Below are 16,975 nucleotides of genomic sequence, written 5' to 3'. Positions count from 1 at the left end.
GCGCGCCGGTCACAGCCGATGTTGTGATCCTCGCATCATGAATTTGGTGCGTCAATCACATTCATCGCCCTTTCACGCCCTTAAGCGCCTGCTTATGTGAAGATTACGTCGTAATGCTTGTTATGATTCTATCAATCGTTGTAGCATAAGTGCGAACAAATTGTCGGCGGCTGTTGTGCGCCGCGCCAAATTTCCGGATGTCCCATGCCTGAAGCTCCTTCGTTGTCTTCGTCGGTCGTCGCGCTGCGCGGCGCGCCGCTCATCCATCCGGTGCGCAATCCGGGCACGCCGTTCGACGCGTCATGGCTGGACGGATTGCGCGTCAACCAGTCCGCGGTGGAACGGCGCACGGCCACGCTGGCCACGCGCCGCACCGTCAAGAAGGATGCGCAGGCCGCGTGGCTGTTGAAGGCCGTCACCTGCATCGACCTGACGACGCTGAACGGCGACGACACCGAAGGCCGCGTGCGCCGCCTGTGCGCGAAAGCGCGCCAGCCGGTGCGCGCCGATCTGCTCGAAGCGCTCGGCATCGCGCCGCATGGCATCACCACGGGTGCGGTCTGTGTGTATCACCGCTTTGTCGCGGCGGCGGTCGATGCCTTGCGGGGCAGCGGCATTCCGGTCGCGGCGGTATCGACCGGTTTTCCCGCGGGCCTGATTCCGCACCCGCTGAAGCTCAAGGAGATCGAGGCGTCGGTGGCGGACGGCGCAATGGAAATCGACATAGTCGTGACCCGCGAATATGTGCTGACCGGCAACTGGCAGGCGCTCTATGACGAAGTGCGCGATTTCCGGGCGGCCTGCGGGCCGGCGCATCTGAAGACGATTCTGGCCACCGGCGACATCCGCACGCTGTCCAACGTCGCCCGCGCATCGATGGTCTGCATGATGGCCGGCGCCGATTTCATCAAGACCTCGACCGGCAAGGAAGGCGTCAACGCGACGCTCGACGTCTCGCTCGTGATGGTGCGCATGATCCGCGAATATGAAGCGCGCACCGGCGTGCCGATCGGCTTCAAGCCGGCGGGCGGGGTGTCGAACGCGAAGTCCGTGCTGTCGTACCAGATTTTGATGAAAGAAGAACTGGGCCGTCCGTGGCTCGAACCGGAGCTGTTCCGGATCGGCGCGTCGAGCCTGCTGGCCGATATCGAACGCCAGCTCGAACATCACGTGAGCGGCCGTTACTCCGCTTTCAACCGTCACCCCGTAGCCTGAACCCAAGACCGATCCCATGAGCGTAGCCGAGTATTTTTCATCGATGGAGTACGGTCCCGCACCCGAGGACGATCAACCCGCGCGCGCATGGCTCGCGCAGCATGAGGCGAGCTTCGGGCATTTCATCGGCGGCGCGTGGCATGAGCCCGCCGCCGGGGAGCGCTTCGTCTCGCACGCGCCCGCGACGGGCGACCGGCTCGCGGACATCGCCCAGGGCGACGCGGCCGATATCGACGCGGCCGTGGCCGCCGCGCGCGCCGCGCAGCCGGGCTGGCTCGCGCTGGGCGGCGCGGGGCGCGCACGGCATCTGTATGCGCTCTCGCGCATGGTTCAGCGTCACAGCCGGCTGTTCGCGGTGCTCGAAGCGCTCGATAACGGCAAGCCGATTCGCGAAACACGCGACATCGATATCCCTCTTGTGGCAAGACACTTTCTGCATCACGCGGGTTGGGCGCAGTTGCAGGAGAGCGAATTCGCCGACTATGCGCCGCTCGGCGTGGTCGGCCAGATCGTGCCGTGGAATTTCCCGCTGCTGATGCTCGCGTGGAAGATCGCACCGGCGATCGCCACCGGCAATTGCGTCGTTCTGAAGCCCGCCGAATACACGCCGCTGACCGCGCTGCTGTTCGCCGAACTCGCGCATCGGGCCGGCTTGCCGGCGGGCGTGCTCAACGTCGTGACGGGCGATGGCCGCACCGGTGCCGCGCTCGTCGAGCACCCGCAAGTCGACAAGATCGCTTTCACCGGTTCGACGGAAGTCGGGCGCTCGATCCGCGCGGCCACGGCCGGCACGGGCAAATCATTGACGCTCGAACTCGGCGGCAAATCACCCTTCATCGTGTTCGACGACGCGGACCTGGACGGCGCGGTCGAAGGCGTGGTCGACGCGATCTGGTTCAACCAGGGGCAGGTCTGTTGCGCGGGCTCGCGGCTGCTCGTGCAGGAGGGAATCGAAGCACGCTTCATCGCGAAGCTGAAACGCCGCATGGCGACGCTGCGGGTGGGCACGTCGCTCGACAAGAGCATCGATATCGGTGCGATCGTCGATCCGGTGCAACTGGAACGTATCCGGTCGCTCGTGGAAAGCGGGCGGCGCGAAGGCTGTGCGGTGTGGCAATCACCGGAAACCTCGCTGCCGTCCGGCGGCTGCTTTTATCCACCGACGCTCGTGACCGGTGTCGCACCGGCTTGCGTGCTCGCGCAGGAAGAAATCTTCGGCCCCGTGCTCGTGACGATGAGCTTTCGCACGCCGGATGAAGCCGTTGCACTCGCCAACAACTCGCGCTATGGGCTGGCCGCGAGCGTCTGGAGCGAAACGATCGGCCGCGCGCTCGACATCGCGCCGCGCCTTGCATGCGGTGTCGTGTGGATCAATGCGACGAACCTGTTCGACGCGGCGGTCGGCTTCGGCGGCTATCGCGAATCGGGCTACGGCCGCGAAGGCGGACGCGAGGGCATATACGAATACCTGAAACCGCGTGCGTGGCGCAATCTTGCGCAGCGTCAGGCGGCGCGGCCCGGCGAGCAATCGGCTGGTGCCGTTATGCGCGCTCCGTTGGCGGAAGTCCCATCGATCGTCACATCGATCGACCGGACTGCGAAGCTGTTTATCGGCGGCAAGCAGGTGCGCCCGGATAGCGGCTACTCGTTGGAGGTTCGCGCACCGGATGGCACGCCGGTGGGCGAAGTGGGCGAGGGCAATCGCAAGGACATTCGCAATGCGGTCGAGGCGGCGCGCGCGGCGCAGAAGTGGTCGCAGGCGAGCACGCATAACCGCGCGCAGGTGCTCTTCTATCTGGCCGAGAACCTTGCCGTTCGCGCCGATGAGTTCGCGCGGCAACTGGTGGTGCGCAATGGCGCGACCGAAGCGGCGGCGCGGGCGGAAGTGGACGCGTCGGTCGCGCGTTTGTTCAGCTACGCCGCGTGGGCCGACAAGTTCGACGGCGCCGTGCATACGCCGCCGCTGCGCGGCGTCGCGCTGGCGATGCACGAGCCGCTCGGCGTGATCGGCATCGCCTGTCCGGACGAGGCGCCGTTGCTTGGCTTCGTTTCACTGGTGGCGCCCGCGCTGGCGATGGGCAATCGCGTGGTCGTGTTGCCGGGCACGGCGTGTGCGCTGACGGTCACTGATTTCTATCAGGTCGTCGAAACGTCGGATGTGCCCGCTGGCGTGCTGAACATCGTCACGGGCGAACGCGCGGCGCTGCTGCCCGCGCTTGCCAGACACGACGATGTCGACGCCGTCTGGTGCTTTGGCGAGGCCGCTGACTCGACGCTGGTGGAGCGCGAGTCGGTCGGCAATCTGAAGCGCACCTTCGTCGATCACGGCCGCCAGTTCGACTGGTTCGACCGGGCAAGCGAAGGCCGGCCGTTTCTGCGTCAGGCCGTGCAGGTAAAGAACATCTGGATACCGTACGGAGACTGACGGGCAACGGTACCGAACGGATCAACAACACGCACGCCAACCAGAAAATGGAGGAGACAACGTGCTGAAGAATCTGGATCTGCAGTTGAATGCCGACGTGCTGCGAGCACGCCGGGCATCGAATGAAACCTCCCTGAACGAAGCCGCCTGGGAGGAATACGAATGAACACGTCTTCGCGCAGGAACGGACGCGTCGTCATTCTCGGGATCTACGTCACCGACCTGACGTTTCGCGCCGCCCGCATGCCCGTGATCGGCGAAACGATCGCGGGCACGGCGTTCGCGATGGGACCGGGCGGCAAGGGCTCGAATCAGGCCGTGGCGGCCGCGCGCGCGGGCGCCGAGGTAGTGTTCTGCACCCGCATCGGCAACGACGCGTTCGGTGAGATCGCGCGCGCGACGTGGGCGAGGGAAGGCATCACGGCGCGCGCCTCGGTGATCGACGGCGTGCCCACGGGCGCGGCGCATATTTTCGTAGACGACACCACCGGCATGAACGCGATCATCGTCGCGTCCGGCGCGGCCGGCACCATGAATGCCGCCGATGTCGACGCGATCGAAGCGGACATCGCCGCCGCGAGCGTGTTCGTCACGCAGCTCGAACAGCCGCTCGCCGCCGCGCGCCGCGGGCTCGATGTGGCGCGCCGCCATGGCGTGATCACCGTGTTCAATCCGGCGCCCGCGATGTCGCTCGACGACGACATCTTCCCGCTGTGCGACTACATTACCCCGAACGAAACCGAAGCCACCGCGCTCACCGGCGTGCCGATCGCGAACGCCGACGACGCGCGCCGGGCCGCCGACGTGCTGCTCGCCAAAGGTGTCGGCGCGGCGATCGTGACGCTCGGCGAGGCCGGCGCGCTGCTGCACTCGGCGACTCGATCGGTCCTCGTGCCGGCCTACCATTGTGGCCGCGTGGTGGAAACCGCGGGCGCCGGCGACGGCTTCACAGGCGGCTTCGCAGCGGCGCTCGCGCGCGGCGACGACGCGATCGCCGCGATGCGTTTCGGTTGCGCGCTTGCGGGCATCTCGGTGACGCGCCCGGGCACGGCGCCTTCCATGCCGAAGCTCGATGAAGTCGAGCGCGTATTGAACCAGCCGGCGGACCTGTCCCGGTCATCTTGACCGTTTGAAGATTCAAGGAGATCGTCGTTACCATGAAGTCCTTGTTCACCGCTGGAAAACTGTTCGGCGACCGGCAGTTGAATTTTCTGCTGATCGTCAACGTGCTCGTCGTGCTGGTCGCGACGTGGCTCTCGCGCGGGCAATTCGTCGATATCGACAACCTGCAGTCGATGGGCGGCCAGTTGCCCGAACTCGGCCTGCTCGCACTCGGCATCATGCTGTCGATGGTGTCGGGCAACGGCGGCATCGACCTGTCCGGCGTCGGACTCGCGAACCTCTCAGGCATGGTCGCCGCGCTGCTTGTGCCGCGTTTTCTCAATGGCGACGACTCGCCCGCGCTCTACACGGCACTGTTCTGCATGATCGTCGTGACGATGGGGTTGCTCGGCGGGCTGCTGAACGGCGTGGTCATCGCGTGGCTGCGGCTCACGCCGATTCTCTGCACACTCGGCACGCAGTTGCTGTTCACGGGCTTTGCGGTGGTGCTCAGTAACGGTGCCTCGGTGCATGTCGACTATGTCGACCCGTTGTCGAATATCGGCAACGGCACCGTGTTTCAGGTGCCGATCGCCTTCTGCATCTTCATCGCGGCGGTCATCGTATTGGGCTGGTTGCTCAAACGCAGCCCGTTCGGCCTGCGTCTCTATCTGATGGGCACGAATCCCAAAGCGGCGTTCTATGCGGGCATTCCGCGCGCGCGCATGCTGATCATCACTTACACGATGTGCGGCGTACTCGCGTCGCTGGCCGGGTTGATCAGCGTGACGCATACGTCCAGCGCGAAATGGGACTACGGCAATTCCTATCTGCTGATCGCGATCCTGATTGCAGTGATGGGCGGGGTGAATCCCGCGGGCGGTCATGGCCGCATCATCTGCGTGTTTTTCGCCGCGACGGTGCTGCAGTTTCTGTCGAGCCTGTTCAATCTGATGGGCGTGTCGCAGTTTTTCGGCGATTGCGCGTGGGGGTTTCTGTTGTTGCTGTCGCTCGCGTTTGCGGGTGGCGAGCGGGTGCGGGCGATTTTCGGCTTCGGCGGCGGCTCGGGCGCCGCCCCGAAACGTTAGTGCGCTATCCGGACGCGCAGCATCATCGAGGTTTCAGTACACGACGGACAACGAGCCCTGATTGTCCGTGACGGTGGAGTGGGGCGACATCGAACGATAAAGGAGACATCGCATGAAATTGACTCGACTGGGCGCCGCGCTCGCGGCAGGCGCGCTGACGGTAGGCGTGATCGCCGCGGCGCAGGCTGCCACCAACGAGACGATCGTCACGGTCGTCAAGGTGACCGGCATCAACTGGTTCAACCGGATGGACGACGGCGTCAAGCAATTCGCGAAGGACAACCCCGGCGTGACCGCCTATCAGACCGGTCCCGGCCGTGCGGATGCGGCGCAGCAGCTGAAGATCATCGAAGACCTGATCGCCAAGAAGGTCACGGCGATCGCCGTCGTGCCCTACGACCCGCCGACGCTCGAACCCGCGCTGAAGAAAGCGATGGATCGCGGCATCAAGGTGGTGACCCACGAGGCGGACAACGCGAAGAACACCATGGTCGACATCGAGGCATTCGACAACACCGCCTATGGCGCCGGCCTGAACGAACGGCTCGCGTCGTGCATGCACGACGACGGCAAGTGGGCCGTGCTGGTCGGTTCGCTCGGCAGCCGCTCGCAGGTCCAATGGGCCGATGGCGGCATCGGCAACGCCAAGGCCAAGTATCCGAAGATGAACCTGGTCGAACCGAAACTCGAAACCAATAACGACGGCGAGCGCGCCTATGAAGTCGCGAAGGAAGTGCTGCGCAAGCATCCGGACCTGAAGGGCTTCCAGGGCTCGTCTTCGCTCGACGTGATCGGCATCGGCCGGGCGGTCGAAGAAGCCGGCATGCAGGGCAAGATCTGTGTGTACGGGACGGGCCTGCCGACGGAAGCGGGCAAATTCCTCGAAAGCGGCGCCGTCAACGGCATCGCGTTCTGGGATCCGAAGCTCGCGGGCATTGCGATGAACAAGGTCGCGCAAATGTTGATCGACGGAAAAACGGTCGAGAACGGCGCCGATCTCGGCATTCCAGGCTACACGAAGGTGACGGTCGCGAAGGGGCCGGGCAAGGGCATCATCGTGCGCGGGCAAGGCTGGGTGAACGTCGACAAGTCGAATTACAAGCAGTATCCGTTCTGATGTGTCACGGCCACGGCGTCCCCTGAGCGCTTGGGGGACTTCCTTCGAGGCGTGTCCACCCGGACACGCCTTAACTCACCACTCGCCATCATGAACCAGGACATACCGTCACCGCAGCCGCAATCCCACGCGTCTCAGCCGTTTCTGCAGGTCGTGGGCGTGCATAAGCGCTTCACCGGCGTGCACGCGTTGCGCGGGGTGAGCCTGTCGTTCGAGCGCGGGCAGATCTACCATCTTCTCGGCGAAAACGGCTGCGGCAAGAGCACGCTCATCAAGATCATTTCCGGCGCGCAACCGCATGACGAAGGCGAACTGATCATCGAAGGCGTGCGCCACGCGCGCCTTTCCGCACTCGAATCGCTCGCGGCGGGAATCGAGACCGTCTATCAGGACCTCTCGCTGCTGCCCAACATGAACGTGGCGGAGAACGTCGCCCTGACCTCGGAGCTGGCGACGCACGCGGGCCGGCTCGCCCGCACGTTCGACCGGCGCGAGCTGGCGCGCACGGCCGCGCGCGCGCTCGAAGCGGTCGGCCTGCCCGGCGATGCCGGGTTTCAGGCGACGCTCATCGAGCAACTGCCGCTCGCCACGCGGCAACTGGTGGCGATTGCCCGCGCGATCGCCAGCGAGGCGAAGTTCGTCATCATGGACGAGCCCACCACGTCGCTCACGCAAAAGGAAGTCGACAACCTGATCGCCGTGCTGGCTAATCTGCGCGCGCAGGGAGTCACCGTGCTGTTCGTGAGCCACAAGCTCGACGAGTGCTACGCGATCGGCGGTGAAGTGATCGTTCTGCGCGACGGCCAGAAAATGGCGCAAGGGCCCATTGCGCAATTCACCAAAGCGCAGATCAGCGAACTGATGACGGGACGCCATTTGTCGAACGAGCGCTATCGTGAAGGTACGATTGGGCAGGACGTCGTGCTCGAAGTGCAGGGTTACACGCGCGCCGGCCAGTTCAGCGATGTGTCGTTCGCGCTGCACGGCGGCGAAATTCTCGGCGTCACCGGGCTGCTCGATTCGGGGCGCAACGAACTCGCGCGCGCCCTCGCGGGTGTGGCGCCCGCGCAGTCGGGGCAGGTGAGGCTGGATGGGAAAAGCATCCGCTTGCGCACACCGTCGGATGCGAAAAATCATCGCATCGGCTATGTGCCGGAAGACCGGCTGAACGAGGGGCTCTTTCTCGACAAGCCGATCCGCGACAACGTCATCACCGCGATGATCTCCAGTTTGCGCGACCGCTTCGGCCAGATCGACCGCACGCGCGCGCAAGCACTTGCGCAACAGACGGTGAAAGATCTCCAGATTGCGACGCCCGATATCGACAAGCCAGTGCAGTCGCTCTCGGGCGGCAACCAGCAACGCGTGCTGATCGGCCGCTGGCTGGCGATCGATCCGCGTGTGTTGATCCTGCATGGGCCGACTGTCGGCGTCGACGTCGGGTCGAAGGACATCATTTACCGCATCATGCAGCGCCTCTCGCAACGCGGCATCGGCATCATTCTCATCAGCGACGACCTGCCTGAACTGCTGCAGAACTGCGATCGCATTCTGATGATGAAGAAGGGCCGCGTGGCGAGCGAATATCAGGCCGACACGCTGAGCGAAGCCGATCTGTATCACGCGTTGCTTTCAGAAGCCGCATAAAGGACGTTCCTACCCATGAACTCGCGCATCGATTCGCGCATGAAGCAGACCATGACCACGCCGATCATTGTCGAAGTCGCACCCGAGGTGAAGCCGCCCAGCTTGCGGGCGAAGCTCGCGCGCAATCCGGAATGGTTTACCGTCGCGTTGATCGCGGTGACGTGCCTGATTGTCGGCGCGATCAACCCGCGCTTTTTCCAGTTCGCGACGCTATTCGATCTGCTGCATTCGGCCACCACCATGTCGCTGTTCGCGCTCGGCACGCTCGTCGTGCTCGCGTCCGGCGGCATCGACGTCTCGTTCACCGCGATTGCCGCGCTGACGATGTACGGCATCACCAAGGCAGTGTTCGCGTGGTGGCCCGACGCGCCGTTTGCGCTGATCCTCATCGCCGGCGCGTTGGGAGGCGTGGTGCTCGGCATCGTCAACGGCTTGCTGGTGCATCGGCTGAAGGCGCCGTCGCTGATCGTCACGATCGGCACGCAGTATCTGTTTCGCGGGCTGCTGCTGACCTTTATCGGCACGTCGTTCTTCATGAACATTCCGCACAGCATGGATCGCTTCGGCCGTATTCCGCTGTTTTTCTATCACACGAGCGATGGTTTGCGCGCGGTGCTGCCCGTCTCGGTGCTCGCGCTGCTGGCGGCCGCGGTCGTCACATGGTGGCTGCTGAACCGGACGATGATGGGGCGGGGCGTCTATGCCATGGGCGGCAGTCTGGCGATCGCCGAGCGGCTCGGCTACAACCTGCGCGCGATCCATCTGTTCGTGTTCGGCTATACGGGGATGCTCGCGGGCATCGCGGGCATTTTGCATGTGTCGAACAACCGGCTCGCGAATCCGTTCGACCTCGTGGGCTCGGAGCTCGATGTGATCGCCGCGGTTATCCTCGGCGGGGCGCGTATTACGGGCGGGACGGGGACGGTGGCGGGCACGTTGCTCGGTGTGGTGCTCGTCACGCTGATCAACAGCGTGCTGATTCTGGTCGGCGTGCCGAGCACCTGGCAGAAGGTGATTATCGGCGCCTTCATTCTGATCGCGGGCACGCTCTTCGCGTTGCAACGCAAGGGTTGAACGCAGTTGCCGTTGCAGAGTGACCGCGTGGCGTGCTTCGATGCACGTTCTCGGGTTCCATTGCGCTCCATTGTGCTCACTTGTGCTCCGGAACGCGTGACAAGCGGGCTTATTTGCGTTTGCGCAGCGTCTGGCCTTTTTCGGTGATGATGGAGTCGAAGTCGTCGACTTGCGAAAAGCGCACGGCTTTGACTACGCCGAACTTGCTCTGGTCCACCACCAGATGACTTTCCACCGCGCTGGCCATGGCCGCCTGCTTGAGCGCGACTTCATGAAAATTCCAGCACGTGACGCCACGCGCGGTGTCCACACCGCCCGCGGAAATGAAGGCCTTGTTGATCCCCATGCGACGTAGCATCTCGAGACTTTCTTCGCCCGCGAACGAATCCGACGACGGCACGTACACGCCGCCCAGCAGGATCATGCGCACGTTGGGCTTGCGCCGCAAAATTTCCGCGACGTTCAGCGAATAGCACACCACCGTGACATGACGCTCGAGCGGAATCAGCCGGGCAAGCGTGGTCAGTGTCGTGCCGCAATCGATAAAGATCGTTTCATGATCGACGACGAGTCCCGCCGCAATCGCGGAGGCTTCGGCCTTGGCCTGCGCGAAGTGGTCTTTCTCTTCTTCGAGTGAATAGCCGGCGTTGTTCGGTACGTCCGTCGCGCTGAGGATATACCCGCCGAGATACGTGAATTGTTCCGGACTCGCTGCGATGTCGCGCCGGACAGTCATCTCCGACACGCCCAGCAGGCTCGCGGCATCGCGCAAGCGCATCACGTTTTGCCTGGCCAGCGCATCGGCGAGGGCGCGGAGACGATCGGGTTTCAGCATGGTGATCCTGTCGCGCGGTGTGAGGAGCGTTATATTTTGTTCGATTTGGTGAAAGGATTATAACAAGAGGTGGAGTGCGGGGCGAGTGGCTTGAAGCTGATCAGCGTTTTTTGCTGCGGCAGCACCAAACCTCGGATCTTGCGTCCGGAGCAGGTCAGACCAACCGTCATGCCGCGGTTGATCTGTGCCAGTTCGCCCGGACACGCACGGCCCGCCCGAGGCCGATAGAGCGCCGCCGGCCTCATCGAGGGAGTCCTTGATGATCACCGAAGCGCACGACGTGGAGGGTGCGGTGCGCCGCGACCTGCCACGCTTCTATTTCTTCATTATCATCAACTGGCCAAAATCGACGGCGCATTCAGCCTCTGGAGCCGTGCCGTTGCTGGTCATATGGAAATTGTCGTCTCGCAGATCGAACTGCCAGTTCATTATGGAAGGAGGCAAGCTAAGCGGGCGTTGCTCGCACATGTCGTGAACCGAGGCCACGGCGTTTCTATAGTGAGCCTGTTTCAACATGATGTAGCCTGCGACACTTGCCGCTGCCAGCAAAGAGTTCAGCAGACCTAGAGCGATGATTGCGTAAAAGATCCGGCGGCTATGGGAGAAACCGGCGGCAGCCAGAAGCGGAGCCGCGTAAAGCATGGGAACGTACCGTGCCCACCACGATTGAGGATGCAGCAGAACGATTACCAGCGTCGTCAGCAAATAGATCTTCACGATGTTCGCGTCCTTCCTTCTTCCGAACATAGCGATTACGCCAAGTACCAGCATCGCCCCAAAGAACGGACCAAATCCGGAGAAGCGCGTATCTGCCGTATGGAGCGCGACGAACGCGTCGCGCAGATGTTCCTTCGACGGTACGAATGTCGGCTCCGCTGCCGCGCAATAAGTACAGTTACTGGGCAGGGAGAAATAGGACAGAACGAGTCTGTGCAACGGATTCATGCTTAGAAAATGCGGGGACGCCTGACGGCTCAAGATATCTAACTTGTCCTTGCCAAGAATCGGATAGAAGACGTGCTTGCCTGCGAGAACATTCTGCATGTACGGCGAGTAGCCGACGATCAGAACGGCGACGACCGACCAGACAGCAAGTTGCCCGAATACCTTTCTATGACTTCGCAGAAAGCTATGCCTGGTTTGCGCGACAAGTGCCGCAGCGAAAATCACTAGTATGGAAATGCCGGCGAACACTGGCCCAGTCATCTTCGAACCAATGAGAAGTACAAGTGACACGCCTAACTGGACAGCGGAGTACGGTCTTTTCCAGACCGCGAAGAGAAGGTTGACTGAGAAGATGGTCCAGCAGTAATAATGCGCCGCATCGACATATAGCGTTGTTATCTGCCCTAGCGCGACCGGATTGTAGACGCACGCGACCGCCGCGGCGAGCGCAGGCCTAACCGAGTGTCCAGCGCTTCGGAACACCTGCATCAAGCAAACCAATGTGGGAACGCTAAGCAACAAGGTGAAGGACTTGCCGCTGTTAAAGCGTGTAGTCAGGACGTGGGCAGTGTAGGCGAAGAATTCGAATGCCTTCGGGTAGTGATCCGCCCAGAACATGCCGCTAATTTCGTGCGCTCCGGTTACCCCGGTGGTCTGTTGATCCAGCGCAAGGGCCACAGCGCTATGGTAATTCAAACCATCGTAACTGAACTCGCGCAGGAATCCATAGGAAACTAACACGACGGCGATAAACGCTATCGCCAGAATCGCCGTGCGCCATTCGGCACGGGATAGGTATCCATAGAACCCGATTGCCAGCAGAATGACCAGCCCGAGCAGAGCCCGCAAGAACGGCGTATGGAAGCCCGCGTTGTACAGCACTGCGGCATAGAGCGACGAAGCAAACACGAATACAACGATGTGATCGGAAAATTGGGTCCAACGAATCCGGTCAAAGACATTTCTCATCGATGTCAACATGAATGGCCTTTTCTGCGGGTGAAGGGGACGCCGTACTCTCGCCAACTGAGAGTGTCCTGTGGACCTCCGGTGCAACGAGTGACACTCAGCTTCGAGGCCGCTACTGCAAGACGCACTTCTACTGCTCTGCAATCGGCTCTGGAAGCCAGAACCCTGGACAATCAGCAGACTTTCATATTGACGCCGTGCGGCAGAGGAGACTTCCGAAAAACATAGCGTGCGAATCATTGCGAAATCGCACGCTCTGCCCCAAGCGGGATTAGTTGAGCCGGGCCTGCAATCCGCAGCAGAAAGCAGCGAGTCAATATCGAATACGCGGTCCTGCCGAGCACAATTGTTCCCACATATTGTGCCGTTTGCGGTCAAAAAATCTGGAACCATGGTAGCGCGCTTTTGTGTCGGACGGGACGCCAATACACAAGAGGACTAAATCCTGTCGCCAGCGAGACGGATCTGCATCGTCCGGGCACCAGTTAGCATCGCGGCGCATTTTTTTAGGCGAAATCGGTCACGACCTCCGCTCCCCGCGCCACCGAAGACGCACGGCACTTCGCCGGAAGAATTCGTGTGCTAGGTTGAAGGTGACGCGTCGCACCGCATGACCTCGAGGTCGTGCGTCAGGGCTGCTTGCAGCTTGGCGACCGAGGGCGCGCCTGCGCATGGCGTGAAGTCACGTCGGCAACTCCTCGAGGCTACTGATGGCTGGTGCAACTGTCCCCCTTTGCGTCGATCTGGACGGCACACTGACGCACAGCGACGTTTTGATCGAATCGTTCCTTATATTGATCAAACAGAATCCCCTCTACGTTTTCCTTTGCATAATTTGGCTACTGCGCGGCAAGGCGCACTTGAAGGCCGAGATCGCCGCTCGCGTGGCGATCGATGTTTCATTGCTTCCGTACAATGCGCGCCTGGTTGATTTCCTAAGGCAGGAACGGTCTCACGGCCGCGACCTCTATCTATGCACCGCCGGTGATCACCGGTACGCCGAGCAGGTTGCATCGCACTTCGGCTTTTTTAAAGGCGTGATGGCGAGCGATGCGTCGCGCAATCTTTCCGGCTCGCACAAGGCGCAAACCTTGTCCGCCACGTTCGGCATACAAGGGTTCGACTACTGCGGCAATGCGCGCGCCGATATACCCGTGTGGACGCTGGCTCGACAAGCGATCGTCGTCGGAAGCAAGAGCATTGAGGCGGCAGCGAGGAAGGTGAACCAGACGACTGTTTTCTTTGAAGAATCACGCCCGTTCATACGGCTCGCGCTCAAGGAAATGCGGGTTTATCAATGGGTGAAGAATCTGTTGATCTTTTTGCCACTACTTGCTTCCCATCGTTTTACTCAAGTCGACACTCTGATCGACATGGGAATCGCGTTCCTTTCGTTCTGCTTTTGCGCGTCGTCGGTATACCTGTTGAACGATATGCTCGATCTCGATGCGGACAGGCGGCATATTCGAAAGCGCGATCGTCCGTTTGCGTCAGGTAAGCTGCCTCTTCTAGCAGGCATTATATTGATGCTGGTGCTGCTCTCTGCATCGGCCAGCCTTGCAATCATGTTAACGCCTGCGTTTCAGCTCGTGCTGACGGGCTATGTGGTGATAACGCTCGCCTATTCCTTTCGTCTGAAGCGGATAGTGTTGATCGACGTATTCGTGCTCGCGGCGCTTTATACGGCGCGTATCGTTGCGGGCGGTGCGGCCGGCAATATTGTGCTGTCCGACTGGTTGATCATGTTCTCGCTGATGATTTTCCTTAGTCTGGCGATGGTCAAGCGCTATACGGAACTTGACAAGATCCAGCGAGACGGTAAGACAGCGGCAGCAGGGCGAGGCTATCTGGCGGACGACATGAGCATCGTGCGCTCGTTCGGGACGGCGGCGGGCTACGTTGCGGTGCTCGTGCTTGCGCTCTATATGAATTCGAGTGATGTAACCGTGCTGTATCGTCACCCTCACAGGCTTTGGGTTCTATTTTGCCTGCTCCTATATTGGATCAGCCGCGTCTGGATGATCGCGTTCCGGGGAAAGATGAATGACGACCCGATCGTATTCGCAATCAAAAACCGGGGGAGCCTGTTGATCATCATGTTGTGCGTCTTGACCGTGATCGCCGCAACGTGAAGGCACATCTGGCGTGAAGATGCATCATATCGTTACGTTTGAAAAACGACTTTCTAAAAAAGGAGGAATGTCCCTCGTCGCGTATTGAACGATGTCGCAATTGATCACGACGTCGACTTCCGACAGAGAAGCGTTGAATCGCGAGTTCGCAAGATCCTGCTCAGATCAACCGATCCGGCTTTGCCAATGGTGCTCACTTCGAAGCGCCCGCTTCGAATTGCTTGACGCACCCATCCCCGAGAAGCCCCGAGGCGCCAGTCGCCAGTACTCACCCAACACAACTCGGCTTCCGTCGAGGGATATAGCGGTGAGATAGCGCTGAGCTCATAACACGCTATGCGCCGTGATGTGGGGTTCGGCCGACGCCGAACTCTTTACGCATTCACGATGAAGCTTGGCGGATGTGCAATGACCGCTCGCGGAATGCACGATCGGGCTCGCGCGAGGTGACAGAAGTCATGGTCTCCGCGGGTATCGATACGGTGCCCCACAGATAAGGTCATTTCGCGCGATCGACGAACGGAACAGCGAATAGCCGTTCAGGACGAAGTGCTGGAGTTCCAGGCCGAATGGGGAGGGCGATAGCTGTCGCCTCGTGCGAGAAAGGACCTACGCCTCTCATCCCGGATGACTTACTCGACATGATTATAAAAGGGTCGCGTCCCAACAAATTAAGCAGGGAAATCCCTTAATTAACCGAAGAAAGCAAGGATGTTCGCGACTCGCAAAAATGGCGGGGAGGATTGTGCTTTATGTCTGAAATCGGCTAAATTTCCTTTAAGTGCCGACGTAAAATGGGTATTATTTACGCCGCTGGCGCCTGAAGTACGCATTTTTTTCCCACGGCGTCGACGTACGTTTCTTCGGTGAAACGTTTGCGGCGGTCTCCGCAAGGGGCGTTGAAACATCGTCTGGTTCGTGGAGCAGCAAGCCTGACCGGGCAGCTTCATAGACCTTGGCGTCGCATGATGCTGGATTTGCAGTGCACGTATCAACGCCGTGCAGGATGGGCCGAAACACGCTGCTGAGGAGTCCTAGTCGATTCGTCCCCGCGTCTGCGGCTTTAATTATTAACAGCGCCACAGAACTGACATTTGGGCTTTTATTGTGGGATTTCTCGACAGCACGATTCTCGGTGAAAAAAAGACCTCCACCTGTGGAGCGTCTAAGGCCTCTGGGTGGAAGCCATCTTACTGGCGCATGCGGAGCGGGGCCGCAAGACAGCAGCAGCAACGAATTCGTGCGGAAGTTACCGAATCAAACGGGTTGCTCGGGCATGTGGTGAAACGTTTGCTGTGCCTGCGACGCGCGAATTTCAGCGGTCATCCGATCATCTCCTTTTTGTGGGTGATAAATAAACTAATGGCGCACAAACGAGTGCTCCATTAGTCCGGGATGTATGCCTGTCAAAAAAATATTCGCTTTACCACACGATTATTTCAATGTGATTTACAGCACTGCGGTATGTAGACGAAGCAAAAATAATTGCGCGTTTATAAGCACTACTAATTAGCCCGCGGCCGGATCGGCGCGCGTATCTACTTACTCGAAGCGCCATAAATAGATTTTGGGGTTTCTTTATCGAGAATTTTCTCGACAGTGGAATTATTTGCCATGCTAAAACGACGTCAATTCATCAGCGGCCTTGCGGCTATCGGAGGAAGCTACCTGTTGAGTGCGTGCGGCGGCGGTGGCGGGGACGATAGCGGCAACAGCACTGGATCGGCCGTTGCCGACGCCAAAGCACATGCCGCCGCTTCCGCAAGCGGTACCACCATCCCTTCGGCAAGCTCGATCACCGACAGCGCCGGCGCAGTCTGGACGCTATCGGGCGGCGTGGTATACAGAAACGGCGCGAAAGCCGGGAATACCTCCAACGTAACACTCATCATTTATTACGGCACCACCATCTATTCCAAAGGTACCGGCGGCCAGTTCTACTCGTGGAACGGGTCGGGATGGACGGCATGCCTCGACCCGCGTATGGGAGGCACATCGGCGGAAGGTACCACGCTGCCCGCTTCGCCCTACATTATCGACAGGCTGAACACGGTCTGGACGCTCGTGAATGGCGTGGTTTACCGCAACGGCGCGACTGTGGGCAACACGTATAACGTGTCCTTGGTCCTCTGGTACGGCGGCAAAGTCTGGCTTCGCGGCACGGGCGGCCAGTTCTACGTGAACGTGGACGTGCGCAGCGTGGCAGCGCAATGGCTGCCCGCATCCGACCCGCGTATCGCAGCGGCGCCTGCTGCTGGCATGTTCTACGGTGTCAACGGACACTATGACTACACCTACACACCAACTCAGCTCGTATCGCTCCTCAAGGGCATGGGCTGCACGACGTATCGCGTGGGGTGCACGCGGGATCAGAATCAGATCAACGCTGTGGTCAAGATCGCGCAGGCTTTCCAGAGTGCTGGCCTC

10 protein-coding genes and 1 pseudogene are annotated in these 16,975 nt (G+C 60.9%); 9 read left to right on the top strand and 2 right to left on the bottom strand.

Going from position 1 to position 16,975, the window contains the following annotated elements:
• Positions 1 to 204: 204 nt before the first annotated feature.
• The 7 genes from deoC to HV770_RS16250 all read left to right on the top strand — a co-directional run bounded on the left by deoC (position 205) and on the right by HV770_RS16250 (position 9,667).
• Positions 205 to 1,215 carry a deoxyribose-phosphate aldolase gene (gene deoC, locus HV770_RS16280; protein ID WP_175161145.1) on the top strand — a complete coding sequence of 337 codons (1,011 nt, stop codon included), beginning with the start codon at positions 205 to 207 and terminating at the stop codon, positions 1,213 to 1,215.
• 16 nt (positions 1,216 to 1,231) lie between these two features.
• Positions 1,232 to 3,640, top strand: coding sequence for an aldehyde dehydrogenase family protein (locus tag HV770_RS16275; protein WP_175161143.1), 2,409 nt, complete (start codon positions 1,232 to 1,234; stop codon positions 3,638 to 3,640).
• Between the two features lie 162 nt (positions 3,641 to 3,802).
• Entirely contained in the window at positions 3,803 to 4,765 is a 963-nt protein-coding gene (rbsK, locus tag HV770_RS16270; protein WP_175161141.1) for a ribokinase, read from the top strand.
• Positions 4,766 to 4,797: 32 nt separating this feature from the next.
• Positions 4,798 to 5,829 (top strand): ABC transporter permease, encoded by a 1,032-nt coding sequence (locus tag HV770_RS16265; RefSeq protein ID WP_175161140.1) that lies wholly within the window; start codon positions 4,798 to 4,800, stop codon positions 5,827 to 5,829.
• 112 nt (positions 5,830 to 5,941) lie between these two features.
• Entirely contained in the window at positions 5,942 to 6,946 is a 1,005-nt protein-coding gene (locus tag HV770_RS16260; RefSeq protein WP_175161139.1) for an autoinducer 2 ABC transporter substrate-binding protein, read from the top strand.
• A 90-nt stretch (positions 6,947 to 7,036) separates the two neighbouring features.
• Positions 7,037 to 8,593 carry a sugar ABC transporter ATP-binding protein gene (locus tag HV770_RS16255; RefSeq protein ID WP_175161137.1) on the top strand — a complete coding sequence of 519 codons (1,557 nt, stop codon included), beginning with the start codon at positions 7,037 to 7,039 and terminating at the stop codon, positions 8,591 to 8,593.
• A gap of 15 nt (positions 8,594 to 8,608) precedes the next feature.
• Complete coding sequence (locus HV770_RS16250; protein WP_121322180.1) at positions 8,609 to 9,667, top strand: ABC transporter permease; 1,059 nt, start codon at positions 8,609 to 8,611, stop codon at positions 9,665 to 9,667.
• 109 nt (positions 9,668 to 9,776) lie between these two features.
• On the opposite strand, the gene HV770_RS16245 is transcribed toward HV770_RS16250, so the two are convergent.
• Positions 9,777 to 10,502 carry a DeoR/GlpR family DNA-binding transcription regulator gene (locus HV770_RS16245; RefSeq protein WP_121322178.1) on the bottom strand — a complete coding sequence of 242 codons (726 nt, stop codon included), beginning with the start codon at positions 10,500 to 10,502 and terminating at the stop codon, positions 9,777 to 9,779.
• Between the two features lie 315 nt (positions 10,503 to 10,817).
• Positions 10,818 to 12,428 (bottom strand): hypothetical protein, encoded by a 1,611-nt coding sequence (locus tag HV770_RS16240; RefSeq protein WP_175161135.1) that lies wholly within the window; start codon positions 12,426 to 12,428, stop codon positions 10,818 to 10,820.
• 698 nt (positions 12,429 to 13,126) lie between these two features.
• Here HV770_RS16240 and HV770_RS16235 point away from each other — a divergent pair.
• Together HV770_RS16235 and HV770_RS16230 are read left to right on the top strand one after the other, a co-directional pair.
• Positions 13,127 to 14,548, top strand: coding sequence for a UbiA family prenyltransferase (locus tag HV770_RS16235; RefSeq protein ID WP_175161133.1), 1,422 nt, complete (start codon positions 13,127 to 13,129; stop codon positions 14,546 to 14,548).
• Between the two features lie 1,614 nt (positions 14,549 to 16,162).
• A pseudogene (locus HV770_RS16230) lies at positions 16,163 to 16,975 on the top strand (hypothetical protein); the annotation flags it as partial.

Source organism: Paraburkholderia fynbosensis (assembly GCF_902859935.1).
In the GTDB taxonomy this organism is placed as follows: domain Bacteria; phylum Pseudomonadota; class Gammaproteobacteria; order Burkholderiales; family Burkholderiaceae; genus Paraburkholderia; species Paraburkholderia fynbosensis.
Note: the sequence above shows the minus strand (reverse complement) of the source record. Positions and strands in the feature narration are given on the sequence as shown.